The organism is Planococcus halocryophilus (genome assembly GCF_001687585.2).
Classification (GTDB): Bacteria; Bacillota; Bacilli; order Bacillales_A; family Planococcaceae; genus Planococcus; species Planococcus halocryophilus.
On record NZ_CP016537.2, the window covers coordinates 3,041,972 to 3,059,713 of the forward strand.

General features: G+C 39.2%; 11 protein-coding genes. All 11 read right to left on the minus strand.

Annotated features, from left to right (window positions below):
- Window positions 1-222: 222 nt before the first annotated feature.
- Window positions 223-1,668, minus strand: coding sequence for a DEAD/DEAH box helicase (locus BBI08_RS15085; RefSeq protein WP_065528292.1), 1,446 nt, complete (start codon window positions 1,666-1,668; stop codon window positions 223-225).
- A gap of 114 nt (window positions 1,669-1,782) precedes the next feature.
- Entirely contained in the window at window positions 1,783-3,654 is a 1,872-nt protein-coding gene (locus tag BBI08_RS15090; protein ID WP_008498320.1) for an alpha-E domain-containing protein, read from the minus strand.
- Entirely contained in the window at window positions 3,654-5,111 is a 1,458-nt protein-coding gene (locus tag BBI08_RS15095; protein WP_083383326.1) for a circularly permuted type 2 ATP-grasp protein, read from the minus strand. The genes BBI08_RS15090 and BBI08_RS15095 overlap by 1 nt, the downstream gene beginning before the upstream one ends.
- Window positions 5,112-5,220: 109 nt before the next feature.
- A complete protein-coding gene (locus tag BBI08_RS15100) occupies window positions 5,221-5,691 on the minus strand; it encodes a hypothetical protein (protein WP_008498319.1) in 471 nt (156 codons plus the stop codon).
- 118 nt (window positions 5,692-5,809) lie between these two features.
- Entirely contained in the window at window positions 5,810-6,718 is a 909-nt protein-coding gene (locus BBI08_RS15105) for an HD-GYP domain-containing protein (RefSeq protein ID WP_065528293.1), read from the minus strand.
- A gap of 89 nt (window positions 6,719-6,807) precedes the next feature.
- Window positions 6,808-7,269, minus strand: coding sequence for a hypothetical protein (locus tag BBI08_RS15110; protein WP_008498316.1), 462 nt, complete (start codon window positions 7,267-7,269; stop codon window positions 6,808-6,810).
- Between the two features lie 245 nt (window positions 7,270-7,514).
- Complete coding sequence (locus BBI08_RS15115) at window positions 7,515-9,002, minus strand: glutamate synthase subunit beta (protein WP_008498315.1); 1,488 nt, start codon at window positions 9,000-9,002, stop codon at window positions 7,515-7,517.
- A gap of 70 nt (window positions 9,003-9,072) precedes the next feature.
- Window positions 9,073-13,659: a glutamate synthase large subunit gene (gene gltB, locus BBI08_RS15120; protein ID WP_065528294.1), complete on the minus strand. Its 4,587-nt coding sequence runs from the start codon at window positions 13,657-13,659 to the stop codon at window positions 9,073-9,075.
- A 253-nt stretch (window positions 13,660-13,912) separates the two neighbouring features.
- The gene (recQ, locus tag BBI08_RS15125) at window positions 13,913-15,688 is read right to left on the minus strand and encodes a DNA helicase RecQ (RefSeq protein ID WP_065528295.1); all 1,776 of its coding nucleotides are present in this window, start codon (window positions 15,686-15,688) and stop codon (window positions 13,913-13,915) included.
- Window positions 15,689-15,914: 226 nt separating this feature from the next.
- Window positions 15,915-16,700, minus strand: a complete 786-nt coding sequence (locus tag BBI08_RS15130; RefSeq protein ID WP_008498313.1) for an SDR family oxidoreductase — start codon at window positions 16,698-16,700, stop codon at window positions 15,915-15,917.
- Window positions 16,701-16,836: 136 nt separating this feature from the next.
- Window positions 16,837-17,193 carry a helix-turn-helix domain-containing protein gene (locus BBI08_RS15135; RefSeq protein WP_008498312.1) on the minus strand — a complete coding sequence of 119 codons (357 nt, stop codon included), beginning with the start codon at window positions 17,191-17,193 and terminating at the stop codon, window positions 16,837-16,839.
- Window positions 17,194-17,742: the final 549 nt, after the last annotated feature.

Genomic DNA, 17,742 nt, shown 5'->3' on the forward strand with positions numbered 1-17,742 from the left:
AGTACAACCAAAATAGCACGGAAATATTACAGACGCGTAACAATTAGAGTCAAGTTTCATTACAAAATGACTTCTTTTTGTGACATAAGTATTGTTGATCCTTATTTTCACACCTAAATAATGGGTTTTAAAAAGACTATTAGACCATTTCATATGGTACGCACGAAATTTATTCCCTAGGAAATAAAAAACACGCACTCTTAAAGAGTACGTGTTTCCGGATTATTTGTTTGCTTTATGAACTTTCAATATCTTGCCTTTTATCGTCTTATCCTTCATCGCTTTTAGCACCATAGGACCTTTACCATTCAAAATATCAATATATGTTACCGTATCTTGAATTTTGATGATCCCGATATCTTCAGCTGTCACTCCCGGAATGCTTGTTAACGTTCCGACAAAGTCAAAAGCACGCAATTTCTTTTTCTTCCCACCATTAAAATATAGTTTCAAAATATCTTTATTGACTTGCTCGTTTTTGTTTTTCTTTAATTTCGGACGACTTTCCAGCTTTTCTGTAAATGCAAGCATTGCTGCATCTACCTCATGAACTGAAGGTGCTGTTCTACGCGGAATTTCAAATCCGATATAATCTTCAATTTCAGCTAAAAATTTGTCTTCGTTTGGCGTTACAAACGAAATTGCTTTCCCTGTTTTTCCAGCACGTCCCGTACGACCTGAACGGTGCACATAACTTTCTTTCTCCATCGGCAAGTCATAATTTATGACATGCGTAATGCTGTCGATATCAATTCCACGAGCTGCGACGTCTGTCGCTACTAAATAACGGAATTCTCCACGCTTAAATTCATTCATAACGGCAGTACGGTCTTCTTGCAACATACCACCATGCAATTTATCACATGTGTAATAATGTTTTTCTAATTGTTCCATCACAAAATCTACATTGTCTTTTGTCCGGCAGAAAATAATGCAGCTGTCTGGATTTTCAACAATTGTCACATCACGTAACAACGAGAACTTCTTTTGTTCCGCTACAACAAATAACGAATGATCAATTTGATCTGTCAAAGTTGCTGTAGATGCAATTTCGATATGCTGAGGATCGATCATGTATTTTTTCTGTAACTTCTCTACATTTTCAGGCAATGTTGCTGAAAAAAGCATCGTTGTACGCTGTTTTGGTAATTTGTTAATAATCGATTCTACTTGTTCAACAAATCCCATATTCAACATTTCATCCGCTTCATCAAGAACAAGGTACTCAATTCGTTCTAAGTTTAATGTGCCGCGTTCGATATGATCTAACACACGACCTGGAGTTCCAACCACAACATGGCATTTCTGCTTGAGTTCTGCTTGCTGATATGCAAAAGGTTGCTTGCCATAGACTGCTGCTGCTTTAATGCGTTTAAAACGCCCAATATTTGTTACGTCTTCTTTTACTTGATCTGCTAGTTCGCGTGTTGGCGTCAAAATCAATGCTTGCGGTTTATTTTCTTCCCAGTCAACTAACTCACAAATTGGAATGCCAAATGCAGCTGTTTTCCCGCTCCCGGTTTGAGACTTTACCGTTAGGTCAGTTTTAGAAAGTGCAACAGGAATAACTTTTTCCTGCACTTCTGTTGGTTCTGTATAGCCAAGACTATCAAGTGCTTTTACGATCAGCTCACTAATGTTGTATTCGTTAAATTTTTTGTTACTCATAATTATTCTCCATCTCCGTTCAAAAATTTCAGGTTCTTTTATTATCGCACGGATTAGAAAATTCTGCAGTTAAACGATTATTAAGTTATATTTGGCTTTTGTGCACCATACTTGTCATTGATCCATTAAGCTTACGGAAACTTTTACGTCTAATGACTGACTACCCCCTCGGTACACACCTTGAACCGGGCTCACATCATTGTAATCGCGCCCAACGCCAATGCGTATATGATTTTCCAATGCCTCCACATTGTTTGTTGGATCTAAACCAACCCAACCAATACCCGGAACCATCACTTCTACCCACGCATGACTCGCGGCATCACCAACAAGCGCAGAGTTTTCCCCTACATACAAATATCCGCTAACATAACGTGCAGGAATATGTTTACTTCTCAAAATACCAAGCATTACGTGTGTAATATCTTGGCATACGCCTTTTTTGAGAGTAAATGATTCTTCTGCTTTTGTATGGACAGTAGTCGAATCTCCATCATAAGAAAAATGTTCATGAATATATTCCATTACATCAATTGCATATTGCACCGGGTTCTTCATCGTTCCAAGTTCCCGATCAATTTGACTCATTTGCTCAGGGGTTAAATATGTGTAAGCTGTGTTACTTAAAAAGGCCAAATAATGCTCTCCGAATAATTGCGAATGAAAAATAGCGTTCATTTCGGGCGAATAATCTATTCTGTGGATAAATGGACTTTTTTGAATACTGACAATAGAGCTTGTCTTAACTTCTAAGTGCTGATGATGCTCAGCAATGAAAAAGGTTTCTACATGGTTGCCCCAAATATCGATATGTTCTTTCGTCAAAGAAGCAGGTGTTATGTCTGCGCGATAAGAGAGGAGACGCTGACACTCATCTGTTCGTGGCTTTAAGCGAATTGAGTTCATACTTTGATCCACAATGGTGTCGTATTTGAATATATTCGTATGTTCAATCTTATATTTCATAGTAGTTATTCCTTTCGCGCCCATGCTCTGTGATTGGCTAGATTCTGCCAATTTCGTCTCGGAATCGCTTAAATAATAGGTTTTCGAAAAAATGTGACCGACTTCATTGCAACCGTTTTGGAAATCATTTAGAAATCCCATAATTTCATCCGAGTTCAACTCATCCATACTGACTTCTTTAAACTCTTTTTGCAATTGATCTAGTTTTGCATAAAGCTCCCATGAATAATGCGAAATCTTACCACCTTCCAATTCGTCAACTGCCTGTCGTACATGTGCGAGACAATAGCGAATCGATCGTGGAAAATTGGTATTGGCAATTAGAAACGACAATACTTTTTTGGGTTTCATTTGGGGTGGATTCATTTTTAAATAGGCGTTATAACTATTGGTCATACGTAAAGCGGCCAGCCAATAATAATAGTCTTCAGACTGCGTTTGAAACGAACGCTCTAATGTTCGCTCGCAAACTACATTTAAGATACGCGCTGTTTTTTCAGCACGTTCTAACCATTTGCCAATTTTAATAATCTGATAAGGTACGCCTCGAGGCATTGAAGATTCGACAATGCCTTGTGTAATCAATGAGGTTAATTTAACCTGCTCTAGAAAGTTCCGTATTTCTTTGACTGTACAGCTTTGTTGATCCATTTCCTGTAATGTTAAATAACAGCGATTCCATGCTTCCCAATAATCATCCGGAATATGGTCTCTACTAATTCGTGCATTTTCTCGAACGACTTTCACGCAGCTTGCGACTGAGTTGAAATTACTTTCTTCCATCGCTAAATAATAAACAAGTTGGTCTTCTTGATAGCTTGGCATAGATTGTATTTGCTCCATAGTTTCTGTCGAAGCACAAATCTCATAGACTAACTTCCAATCACTGCCTCTAGCCAACTCTTCATCAGAGGCTTCAATCATCTGCAGTAATTGCACGTCTAGTATACGAGCATTATTCTCTGCCCTTTCTACATTTCTCGACATCCAATACAAAGAATTTGCTACACGACTAAGCATCAAGTGTCCCCCTCTTCTTCTTTATTTTTGAACACCCACGTATCCTTTCCACCGCCACCTTGTGAAGAATTGACGACAAGCGACCCTTCTTTTAACGCAACTCGGGAAAGTCCGCCTGGCATAACATGTGTATCTTCGCCTCTCACCACAAAAACTCGCAAATCAACATGGCATGGATAAAACTCTTCCCCTTGATATGCAGGAGCACGAGATAATTTAATAGTCGGCTGAGCAATGTATTGGTGAGGCGTTTCAATGATTTTTTTGCGGAATATTTCGATCAGTTCTTCAGATGCGTGTGGTCCTACAAGCATATCGTAGCCTCCCGATGCACCCACATTTTTCACTACCAATTCGTTTAAGTGATCCAGCACCCATTCCCGCTCCTCTGGATTGTCCAATAGGTAGGTTTTCACATTATCGATGATTGGTTCTTCTCCCAAATAATAGCGAATCATGTCTGGAACGTACGCATAAATGGCTTTGTCGTCAGCTACTCCGTTGCCGATACCATTTAAAATGGCTACATTTCCTTTTCGATAAGCCATCAAAAGTCCAGGAACACCTAAGGTAGACTCAGCCAGGAATGCTTCAGGATCTAAATAATCATCATCAATTCGTCGATAAATGATATCTACACGTTTTAACCCTCTCATAGATTTCATATAGACAATATTTTTTTTGACGATCAAGTCACGTCCTTCTACTAAATCGATTCCCATCTGCTGAGCTAAAAACACATGGTCATAATAAGCAGAGTTATACATCCCTGGTGTTAACAATACTGCAAAAGCCTTGTCTTTTCTCGATTCTGGGGCATGATCTAGTATCGCTTGATGCAAATGCGACAGCTGGTGTTCGAGGGTATGAACAGACTGGCTAGCGAAAAATTCGGGGTACACTTGGCGCATAACATATCGATTTTGATACACGTATGACAAGCCTGAAGGATTCCGTAAATTATCTTCAAGCACATGATATTTTCCCTCTTCATCACGAATCAAATCAATTCCAGCTAAAAAAATATGATTTTTGAGCGGGATGTCTATCCCTTTCACTTGCTCATCGTAATAATAAGGGTTTTCCTCAACTAGTCGTCTCGGCACAATTCCATCCTGAAGAATGCGTTTTTCATTGTATACATCTTCTAAAAATTGGTTGAGTGCTTCTGCACGTTGAATCATCCCTTTTTCAATAATGTCCCAGTCTTCAGAAGGAATGATAATCGGAACAAAATCAAAAGGCATTGTTCTTTCAGTGCCTACGTTATTGTTGTAAACCGTGAACGTAATACCTTGCCTTAAAAAAGACAATTGAGCGGTCTCATGCTTTTCTCTGAGTTCATCTTTTGAAAACCTTTGTAGTACTTCAAAAAATTTTCGGTAATGCGATTTCGGCTTTCCATGCGGCGTAAACATTTCATCAAAAAATGCTCCAGTTGAATAAGTTTTGAACAAAACGGTGACCCCCTTCAATACATAGAATATTCAGACATAAAATGAGTAAGAAAAAGCTATGCCGTTTCTGCAAACGCGCATAGCTTATCTTACTTCTATTATAACAAAATCATTTTCCAAATGTTGAATCTTCTGAAGATGACTGATTTTTTTTCAAAGATTCGCTATATTTGGTGCTTCCGCCATAAACTCCACCCGTTGGCTTATTCGGGTCTGCAGAAATTTCACCAGTATCACCTTTAGAACTGTCTGCTGTCTTAGTAGTCGATTCTTGAAATTCTTTATTGGCTTTATCCAATATCTCTTTTTCTTTATTCATCATTTCTTGCTGAGCATCTATTGCTGTTTTTACTTTTTCTACAGCTTTGTTGACCGTCGGCTTTACTTTATCAACCATGCCACCAGACTGTTCATTAAACCGATCGAGCCCTTTTTTAATATTTGCTTTTATGTCTTCTTTACTGGTTTGAGTAGTGCCGCCTGTCATCGTTTTTTGTTGAGTCATTGCTGCACCAATTACTGCACCGAGACCGATTAATACGAGCTTACCGAATATCCCACCTGATGAATTTCTGGCCATATGAATCTCTCCTTTTCGTAAGTATTATGTATAAAGTATTGACTATTTTTTTTATTTTCAAACATTTCATTGAAAACAAAAGACACCTCAATATATCATCGGTGTCTCGCCTGATTTGTTATAAATCCAATTTTCCTTCTTCTTTTAAAACCTGCTCAAAAGCTTTAACAACTTCCTCGTCATATTGAATCCCGATTAAGCTGTTAATTTCGGCCATTGCATATTCAGCAGAAAAGGCACCGCGGTAAGCCCGATCTTCTGTCATCGCATCGAATGTATCGCAAACCCCAATAATTTTAGCTTCTATCAAAATTTCATCACCCTTTAGTCCGAACGGATAACCTCTTCCGTTCACACGCTCATGATGCTGTTCAATGATGTCTGCAATATCTGCATAAGGTGTTTCACGAATCATTGCAGCCCCTTCGCCTGGATGAGTTTTCATCAAATCAAATTCTTCGTTTGTAAGTTTTCCCGGTTTTCTCAAAATTTCTTCTGGAATATTGATCTTCCCTATATCGTGCAATATAGAGGCTAATAACAAGCCCTCTGTTTGTTCTTTTCTTAGTTTCATTTTAGATGCTGTCTTTACTGCATAATGAGCTACTCGAGAACTGTGTTTGTGTGTATAGCGATCTTTTTTTTCGACAGCTTTCCCTATTTTGCGCAACTCTTTAATGACATCGCTCATATAATGAAAAGTAGGCGCTGTTGAAATCGATAAAAAAGTGACATCTGTTTTGGCTGTAAAATACACTTCTTGATCTAAGTTTTTTGCCGAAAAACAATCATGTGCTTTAAGTACACGTTTATCGTTATCTATCTCTACTTCCATTTGTCCCTCTAGAACATAGTAAAATTCTTGGACAGTATCGTTCTCTCCTGGAAAAAGAATAATTAGTGTATCTTTCAAAAAGGCTTGTTTCATCAGTTCAATTCCTTCACCACGACCAAGTAAACTAAGCGTCGTACTTCCGTTATTAACTTGTTCAAGAAACCCATTCTCTAATATTTCCAAGCCTTTCATAAATCCACTTCCTCATATATAAAAAATAAAAGCATAGAATGATCTATGCTTTTATTTTACACTTTTATTAATTTTTTAGGAAATAATTTTTACCAACCAACGCCCACCATTGGATCAATTTTTGCTTCGCGATCAGCAAATTTCACCGTGATCCATACTACTTCAACTGTCACTCCAGCAATTCTAGCCTTTTCTACTTCTTTTTTCGTAATGCTTTGTGTTTTCATATCTAAATTCTTAATTTCCTCAGTAATTTTGCTATCATATTTCTCCCATAAAGCTACTTTTTGCGCTTCACCTTGAGTAGCTTTTAGTTCTTCAAGATAGTTTTTGTACATTTCGTTAGTCTTAACTTGGACTTTGTCAATTTCCGTATAAATTTTCACATTTGCTTTTTCGATACTTTCGATGATTGCAGCAATTTCAGCTGTCATTTCTTTTGAAGTATCATATTCAACTGGTGGTACATTGATTTCTGCAAGTACGGTTGTGCCCATGCCCATTGTCATAATCACAGAAAATAGCGCGATGATTAAACCTTTTTTAAACATATTTATTCCTCCTAGTTTCTATTTTGTTAGAGAGTATAAAATTTCAGTGTATTTACACGTAAAATAATGTATATTATCATCATTATTTTACTATAAATCCCAACTCTTCACTCATATAGTATATACAATCTACTGAATTTGCACAACGACTTATTATCTATGTTGCTAAAAATATCTCTTACACCAAAAAAACTGCGACAACTTCGTATTCGAGTTTGTCGCAGCTTGAAAGATCGATTATTTATTTATGGTAAGACAGTAGTACCCATCAAGAAACGGTCGCATTCACGTGCGGCTTCACGACCTTCGTTTATCGCCCAAACGATTAAACTTTGACCACGACGCACATCGCCCGCTGCAAAAATACCCTCTACACTCGTATTGTATTTGCCATACTCTGCTTTCGCTCTTGAATTCGGCTCTGTCTCAATTTCCAATTGTTGAAGTAGATCTTGTTCAGGCCCACTAAATCCAATGGCGATTAACACTAAGTCAGCTTTCCAGACTTTTTCAGTACCTGGAATTTCTTCACGAATTCGATTACCTTGTTCGTCAATTTTCAACTTCACGTTGACTGTATGCACTTCTTTCAATTCACCCTGTTCATTGCCAACAAACTTCTTAGTCATAACAGCATAAGCTCGTGGATCTTCTCCGAAAGTTGCAGCTGCTTCTTTATGACCATATTCGATGCGGTGAACTTTTGGATACTGCGGCCACGGATTGCCTTTTTCGTCACGAATTGCACCTTTTTTGTCATAGACATCAAATTGTACAAGACTCTTACACTCATGACGCATTGATGTCGCTAAACAATCTGTACCTGTATCTCCGCCTCCGATAACGATGACGTTTTTATCTTTTGCGGAAATATAATTGCCATCCTCCAAGTTTGAATCTAGTAAACTTTTTGTACTAGCATGCAAAAAGTCCATCGCAAAGTGTACACCCTTTAAGTCGCGGCCTTCTACATCAATATTCCGGTGCACAGTCGATCCTGTACACATGACTACCGCATCGAAGTCTGCTTTTAGTTTTGAAGAAGGATAGTTCTTCCCTACTTCTACACTTGTAATGAATGTGATGCCTTCTTGCTTAAGAATATTCACTCGTCTTGTTACCATATCATATGGTAGTTTCATTTCTGGAATTCCGTATGTTAACAAACCTCCAACACGGTCACTTTTCTCAAAGACCGTTACTAGATGACCTGCTTTGTTTAACTGAGCTGCTGCAGCAAGACCTGCTGGCCCCGAACCGATGACCGCAACTTTTTTGCCAGTCCGTTTTTCAGGTGGCTCTGGCACTACCCAACCTTCTGCAAATCCACGTTCAATGATAGAACGCTCTACTGTACGGATTGCTACAGGTGGTTCGTTAATGCCTAATACACAGGCGCCTTCACAAGGTGCTGGACATGCCACTCCGGTAAACTCTGGGAAATTGTTTTTCAGATGCTCTCGGTGCAATGCTTCTTTCCATTGGTCACGATAGACAAGATCATTCCATTCCGGAATGAGATGGTTTACAGGGCATCCTGTTGTTACATTATCCAGTTCCATTCCCGTATGACAAGTTGGCACTCCACAATCCATACAACGTGCACCTTGCTTTGCAACTTCTTCATTCGATAAAGGGATGGTGTAATCGTTCCAGTCTTTTGTCCGTTCAGCCGGTTGGCGCTCTTTGACCGTTTGCCTGTCGTATTCCATAAATCCTGTTGGTTTCCCCATAGTTTCCCTCCTATACACAATTGCTCGTTTTAAAAATCATTGGGTTAAATCATTTTGAGTGGCAACAGACTTATTTCCCCGCTCCAGCCATTTTACTTTCTTCAAATGCTGCCATTTCAGCTTCGTCTCTTGTCATTCCACCGCTTTGTAACTTATCAATTCGTTCATTGATTTGAAGATAAGCTTTCGGAATAACACGTACAAATTTAGCGGAATAAATATCCCAATTTGCTAATAAGCGCGTTCCGTTACGACTGCTTGTATAATGCACATGTTTCGTGATCATTTCACGTAATTCTTCGATTTCCGCTGGTTCGGCAAGCGGCTGTAAATGAACCATCTCTGCGTTGCAACGTTTGCTAAATGTACCTTCTTCATCAAGGACATATGCAACGCCTCCAGACATCCCTGCCGCAAAGTTTTTCCCGGTTTGACCAAGAATTGCAACTCGACCGCCTGTCATATATTCGCAGCCATGATCCCCGACACCTTCGACAACAATGTTTGCTCCACTGTTTCTGACCGCAAAGCGCTCTCCTGCTACACCATAAATATAAGCTTCACCGGCAGATGCTCCGTAAAACGAAACATTCCCGATAATGATATTTTTCTCAGGAAGGAACGTTGAATCTAGCGCTGGATACACCAGTATTTTACCTCCCGACAACCCTTTTCCAACAAAGTCATTGGCATCTCCGATTAAATTCATCGTCATTCCTTTTGGAATAAATGCTCCGAAACTTTGTCCGGCTGACCCTTGGAAATTCAAGTTGATGGTATCTTCTGGCAATCCTTCTGCACCGTAACGCTTAGAAATTGCACTACCAACAATGGTTCCTGTTGCTCTATGAATATTACGAATTGCCGTGGCCACTTCGACACGTTCACCTGTTTCGATGGCTTTTTTACAACGCGGCAATAGTTCTTGATAATCTAAAGTTTTTTCTAATTCGTGATTTTGTTTAATCGTGGCATAGCGACCTACTTTTTCTGGCAAGTCTGGCTGGTACAACAGAGCCGTTAAGTCGATGCCGCCCGCTTTCCAATGGTCGATCGCCTGATTTGCTTCGATCACATCTGTTCGACCAATCATTTCATTAATTGTACGGAAACCGAGTTCTGCCATTAGTTCTCGCGCTTCTCGTGCGATAAAGCGCATAAAGTTAACCACATGCTCTGGATCTCCACCGTATTTTTCACGTAGCTCTGGATTTTGAGTTGCAATGCCTACAGGACAGGTGTCCAAATGACAAACGCGCATCATGACGCAACCCAATACCACAAGAGGTGCTGTTGAGAATCCAAATTCTTCAGCTCCAAGTAGAGCCGCTGTTACGACATCGCGACCAGTCATCATTTTACCGTCTGTTTCGACAACAATTCGATCACGCAGACCATTTAACAAAAGCGTTTGATGCGTTTCTGCCAAACCGATTTCCCAAGGCAGACCGGTATGCTTCAAGCTTGTTTTTGGCGCCGCTCCAGTTCCTCCGTCATAACCACTAATTAATACAACATCTGCACGACCTTTTGCAACACCCGCTGCAATGGTTCCGACACCGACAGCCGATACTAATTTAACGCTAATACGAGCAGTAGGATTGGCATTTTTCAAGTTAAAAATCAATTCCGCTAAATCTTCAATTGAATAAATATCGTGATGCGGTGGTGGTGAAATCAGTTCTACACCTGGAGTAGAACCACGAACTTCTGCAATCCACGGGTAAACTTTCTTCCCTGGTAAATGTCCGCCTTCTCCTGGTTTAGCTCCTTGCGCTACTTTAATTTGAATTTCATCAGCATTCACTAAATAATGGCTGGTGACACCAAAACGACCAGAAGCGACTTGTTTAATCGCGCTACGACGGTTATCTCCGTTTTCATCAGGGATAAAACGAGAAGTTTCTTCTCCGCCCTCTCCTGAATTACTTCGTCCACCAATGCGGTTCATCGCTACAGCAAGAGCTTCGTGTGCTTCTTTACTAATAGAACCATATGACATGGCCCCTGTTTTAAAGCGCGCACAAATTTCTTCAACCGTTTCGACTTCGTCAATCGGTACTGGTGTTCGTTCCTTAAAGGACATTAAGCCACGCAACGATTGAAGATTTGCTTTTTCATCGGTTAGCAAATTTGTATACTTTTTAAAGACGTCATAGTTATTCGTACGACATGCGTGTTGCAAAGTATGAATTGTTTTCGGGTTGTATTGATGATTTTCTCCATTTTCACGGTATTGGAATTCATCACCCGATTCTAGCGCTTGATCGTCTCCTTGAGCTACAGGATAAGCTGCAGCATGTCTCATGAGCACTTCTTGCGCAATGATATCAAGACCAATTCCGCCCAAACGTGAAGAAGTACGAGTAAAGTATTTATTGATTACATCCATATGGATGCCGACAGCTTCAAAAATTTGAGCACCACGATAACTTTGAATCGTTGAAATACCCATTTTGGACAATACTTTGATAATGCCATCTGTAACAGCTTTGACGTAAGTAGTTTCTGCTTCTTCAAAGCTAACATTTGGAATATCGCCTATCTCGATTAGGTTTTCAATTGTACCAAAAGCTAAGTAAGGGTTAATGCCTTCTGCACCGTATCCAAGAAGAGCAGCAAAATGATGCACTTCACGAGGTTCTGCAGATTCAAGCAATATACTCATTTGAATACGTGTTTCTTGGCGAATCAAATAATGATGCAAACCTGACACTGCTAAAAGTGCAGGAATTGCTGCATACTCTTCATTTACGCCACGATCGGATAAAATAAGCAGTTTGGCACCCTCTTTAATGGCTTGATCTGCTTCCGCAAAGACTGCGTCTAATCTTTTTTCCATCGCTGCTGTGCCTTCATTTTTTTTGAATAAAATCGAAATTGTAACAGGCTTAAAAGCCGGGAGGTCTTGCTGACGTAATTTTTCAAGTTCTGCATTTGTTAAAATTGGTGTTTCTAATCGAATATGACGAGCACTTTCCGGAGTTGGTTGAACTAAGTTAGCTTCGGCACCAATAGTGGTCCGCGCAGCTGTAATAATATGTTCACGAATCGCATCAATCGGCGGATTCGTTACTTGGGCAAATAATTGTTTGAAATAATTGTAAAGAAGCTGTGGCTTTTTCGATAAAACAGCTAATGGCGAATCATATCCCATTGAACCGACAGGATCTTTTCCTTCAGTCGCTAGCGGTTTAATGATTTTTTGAACTTCTTCCATTGTATAACCAAAAGCCAATTGCCTTTTGATCAAAGGTTCTGCATCAGTAGATTCCGCTGGCATTACCGGTTCTGGGAGATCCTCCATATCAAACATATTTTTATCGATGAAATCTTTATAAGGCATTTCTCCCGCTATTTGAAGTTTGATTTCTTCATCCGGAATGATTTTGCCTTCTTCTAAGTCAACTAACAGCATTTTCCCCGGACGCAAGCGGTCTTTGTAAATAATATCATCCGCAAAAATATCCAATGCACCGACTTCTGAACCCATAACGATCATGCCGCTTTTCGTCACGTAATAACGGGCAGGACGTAAACCATTGCGGTCAAGACAAGCTGCTATTTGCTTACCATCAGTAAAGACGAGAGCAGCAGGACCGTCCCACGGTTCCATTAAAGTACTATGATATTCATAGAAATCTCTTTTCTCTTTTTTAATCGTTGGATCATTCACCCATGGTTCTGGTACCATCATCATTGCAGTATGCGCCAGAGATCTTCCAGATAAATGCAAAAATTCAAAGCAGTTATCGAACATTGAAGAGTCACTGCCTGTCTCATCAATAACAGGTAAGACTTTTTGAAGATCTTGTTCATTGAATGCAGGCGACTCACAAAGCACTTGGCGAGCGCGCATCCAATTGACGTTGCCTCTTAAGGTATTAAATTCTCCATTGTGGATTGAGTAGCGGTTCGGATGTGAACGCTGCCAGCTTGGGAAGGTATTCGTACTAAAGCGAGAGTGGACTAGAGCCAACGCTGATTTGAATTCAGGGTGGTTGAGGTCTATATAAAATGAATCTAATTGTTCCGGGATAAGCATGCCTTTGTAAACAATCGTGCCTGCTGAAAGGCTACTAAAATAAACGTCTTTAAAATCTTCTTTTCCGAGCATAGCCTGTTCTACTCGCTTACGAATGATATAAAGTCGTCGCTCAAGGTCGATTCGGTTTTCTAAACCTTGTGCAGCACCGATAAATACTTGTCGGATAACTGGCTTGGTTTTTGATGCCACTTTACCAACAAATGAATCATTAACCGGTACCGGACGCCATCCAAGACAAATTTGTCCTTCTTCTTGGATAATTTGATGAATCATTTCTTTTGTTTTCATGCGTAAATCATAGTCTTGCGGCATAAAGAGCATACCGATGCCGTACTTTCCTTCTTCAGGCAAGGTAATTCCTTCTTTTTCACATTGCTTAAGGAAAAAGCGATGTGGAATTTGAGTCAAAATTCCAGCGCCATCTCCAGTACTCGTATCTGAGGATTGTCCGCCACGGTGTTCTAGGTTACACAGTATATTAATCGCATTCTGTACGATTGCGTGTGATTTTTCCCCATTGATATTGGCGATCATCCCTATTCCGCACGCCTCATGCTCTTGATCTGGATGATAAAGTCCTTGTGGGATTGGATACTCTTTTTTACTCAATCAAACCGCCTCCTTCACAACACTCATGTGTCATAATATTTTGATAGTATATCATAAGTCTGAATATATATACAATTCCCCTAAGTAAAAAAATATTAATAATAGTCCTGAATCCCCATCAAACCAATGAAAACGCTTCCAATTCCCGATTACTAAACAAAATATCCCTATAATAAAACCATGCATGTTTATACAAGTCAGACAATTTGAAAATTAAAAAACCCCATTTCATATGGGGTTTTTTTGCTTATATTTATTCATTTTTTATCGCATTAAAAGAATGGATTGCCACTAGGAATGCTTCTCCGTATTTTTCGAGTTTATTGGCACCTACGCCGTTCACTTCTAAAAATTCAGCTGCGCTTTTCGGTTTTCTTGCGACCATATCTTGTAATGTTTTATCAGAAAAAATGACAAAAGGAGGAACACCGGCTTCCTCCGCCAATTTTTTACGGATAACACGCAATTCTTCGAATAAAGGATCGTTTGTAGCAATCTGTTTTGTTATTACTGCACCTTTTCTTAGTACTTTCCGCTTACCTAACAAAACATCTCTTCCACCATCGGGAACGTAAATCGTTGGAAAAGACCCTTGTTCGACAGCTAACAATTCTTGAGAAATCATAAATTCGATTAAATTTGAAACTTCTTTTGAATTTTGGTGTTTTAAAATTCCATAAGTCGAGAGTTTATCAAAACCAAAATCCAGTACTTTTTTATTGCGCGATCCTGTTAGCACTTGAGCTGTCATTACTTTCCCAAACTTTTGTCCCATGCGAATCACACATGACAACACCATTTGAACATCTTTCGTGACATCAAGACTTTCACGGTCATCTAAGCAATTTCCACAATGTCCACAAGGTTCCGCCGCCGTATCTCCAAAATAATGGATGATAAATTGCTGCAAGCAATTTTCGGTATGACAGTAGTCCACCATCCCCTGCAATTTCATTAGTTCTCCAGGAATTCGACTAGGATCTTGCGCTTGATCGATTAAAAATCGTTGTGTTTGGACATCTTGTGACGCATACAGCACAATACATTCACTTGGCAAACCATCTCGTCCTGCACGTCCTGCTTCTTGATAGTAGCTTTCCATATTTTTGGGTAACTGATAATGAATAACGAACCGAATATTCGATTTATCGATACCCATTCCAAAGGCATTTGTCGCAACCATGACTGTCACTTCGTCATTCAGAAAACGTTCTTGGCCGCTTTTTCTTTCATTGTCTGACATTCCTGCATGATACTTGGCCGCTTTGATGCCTTTTTTTATTAGCATCTCGTAAACCGAGTCTACGGTTTTGCGCGTAGCAGCGTAAATAATACCTGCTTCTTTATCGTTTTTTGCCACATATTCTTTTACAAATCGCTCACGGTCTTGTCCTCGTACAACCGAAAAGGTTAAGTTTGCTCGTTCAAAACCTGTCATTACAGTATGTTGTTCTTCGATATTTAAAATTCGACAAATATCCTCACGAACTTGAGGCGTAGCGGTCGCAGTCAATGCTAACACCGTCGGATTATTTGGAAACAATTCCGTCATCCGGCTGATCAAACGATAACTCGGGCGGAAGTCATGACCCCACTGCGAAATACAGTGAGCTTCATCGACAGCAATCAACGGGACATGAACTCCTTGCAATTCATTCAGGAACATTTCTGAATCCAATCGTTCAGGGGCAATGTAAAGCAATTTAATCGCTCCGCGTTGAACATCCATTAGCGTCTCTCGGACTTCATCAAAATCGAGAGAGCTATTTATATAAGCAGCCGGAATACCCGCTGCTAAAAGTGCATCCACTTGGTCTTTCATTAATGAAATTAAAGGCGACACAACTATTGTGGTCCCTTCCATAACAAGCGCTGGAATTTGGTAGCACATTGACTTACCTCCGCCTGTCGGCATGACACAAATCGAATTATGTCCTTCAAAAACTTGCGTAATGGCTTGCTCCTGGCCGACCCGAAATGACTCATAGCCAAAATGGGACTGCAGTAATTTTTTTGCGCTTTCCAACAAAATAGAACACTCCTAATACTCGTATCGTATGAGTTAGCTTACCACATTTCCGCATCTTTTTCTGTGGCAGAATCTCGAGATGAGCTTCTGTGTAGAGGCAAAAAAATCGCCCTTCAAGTTTGCACTTTAAGGACGATTCTTATATTCTTATTTATTTCAAAAAATATCCTACTCTTCAGGAGTTACCTTATAAGGATTCCTAACTTCAGATTTAATCCCTTCATCTTCAAATTTCCATATTCCACCGCTGCGCTTCTTCTTCTTTCATTTTTTTTTCTGTTTCATTTGGAAAGACGGTACGGAATTTATGCGTATCGAGTGGAATAACTTCAACCATCTTGTCAATCATTTCGGCAGGATCATATTGATTTTCTAGAGCTTGATCCGCCTCTGCCATGTCCTCTTTGCGCGTAAAGTGAATAGCTTCGTCGTACCACTTCCATTTCGCCTCTGCGCTACGATCATTAAAACCTGTCGCAAAAGCACCTGGATTAATCGTAGCTACTTGTACACCATGATCTTTCAATTCCTTTTGCATCGTAGCCGCAATTCCTTCAATTGCATGTTTGGTCGCGGTATAAGGGCCTACGTAAGGTGTCGCCGTAATGCCAGCCATCGAAGACATGAAAACAATTTTCCCTTTTCCTTTATCCACAAATTTCCGCGCAGCAATTTGTGCAGTCTCTAAAGTGCTGAAGACATTAACTTCAAACAACTCCCTGAAATTCGACATCGGCACTTCTGCAAGGGGTCCACCTTCGTTAACTGCAGCGTTGGCTACGAAAACATCAAAATCATATTCAAGCATTTGTGCTAAATCTTGAGGGTTTTTAATATCCATTTTAAAAACTTCTAACTCTAACCCTTTTGAGGCTGCTTCCTCGCGTAAGGCTGTCACTTGTGGAGCTGTTTCAACTGGCGCAATTACTTTATGTCCTTTTTCTGCAAGACCAAAAGCAGTTCCTTTTGCTAAACCACTTCCAGCTCCTGTAATAAATATTGTCTTATGCATCAAATCCATCCTTTCTGAGTTTGTTATACTATATCTAATGTTTTCCCAGAAGAAGAGGAACTAAACAAGAAGCGTGAATGATATAAAAACCCCGCTCTTTTAAAAGAGCGGGGTTTTTATATCGGCCTTTTGACAATTAAGATGTTGCTGTGCCATAAGTACCCATACGGCGTTTAACTTGAATAAATGATGCAGCCTCAGCAATCTCAGTTTGGTTTAGTGGCTGGTCATCTAGCATTAAATTGTAGTCATTTAAGAAACTAGTATTTTGAAGATCTACATTGATAGTCCGTTCGTCGCGATCTAACAAACTGTCGACCGAAATCTCAAAATAATCAGCAAGTCTTTCAAGATGTACTACAGAGACTTGTTTTTTCCCACTTTCATAAGCCCAAACCGTACTTTTTGCAAAGCCGATTGCTTCTGCCAATTCTTCAGTAGATAGTCCTTTAGCTTCTCTTAAGTCCTTGATTCGTTTACTTAATTGTTTCATTGTATACTCCTGCTCCCTAAATAATATTCTAACTATTTTAAATATACTGCACTTTGAGTTTTTTCGCAATATATTTATGGTTATTATTTAAAAAAATTGTGAATAATTAGTGAACAACAACTAAAAATTACTAAAAATGGTAATTAAATAGGGTTTATTATTTACTTTTTTTAACATAAAAAGAGTTATTTCAAATAACAGGTAAATAGACACTATAACTTAAAAATGACTTTTCAATACTCGAGATAAATTTTTTTCTTAGGTTTAATCCTCTTCTGATTACATCAGATCAATAACCAACAATAGATTAGTTTCTTCTATATAAAGGAACGAGAAAGGCCAATACAATCTGGTAAGATAATTAATCACTATTAAAGTTTACTATATTAATTTAGTGTTCGGAATTTAATAACTATTTTAAAAAAACAATATCTTATTTGTAATGAGACTAATTACACGACAAAAGAAGCCTTTAGTATTGATTTTAATATTTATTTTGATTTTTTTAACTAAAAAAAGTATTATGTTAGAATAAACAAAATGGAGGTT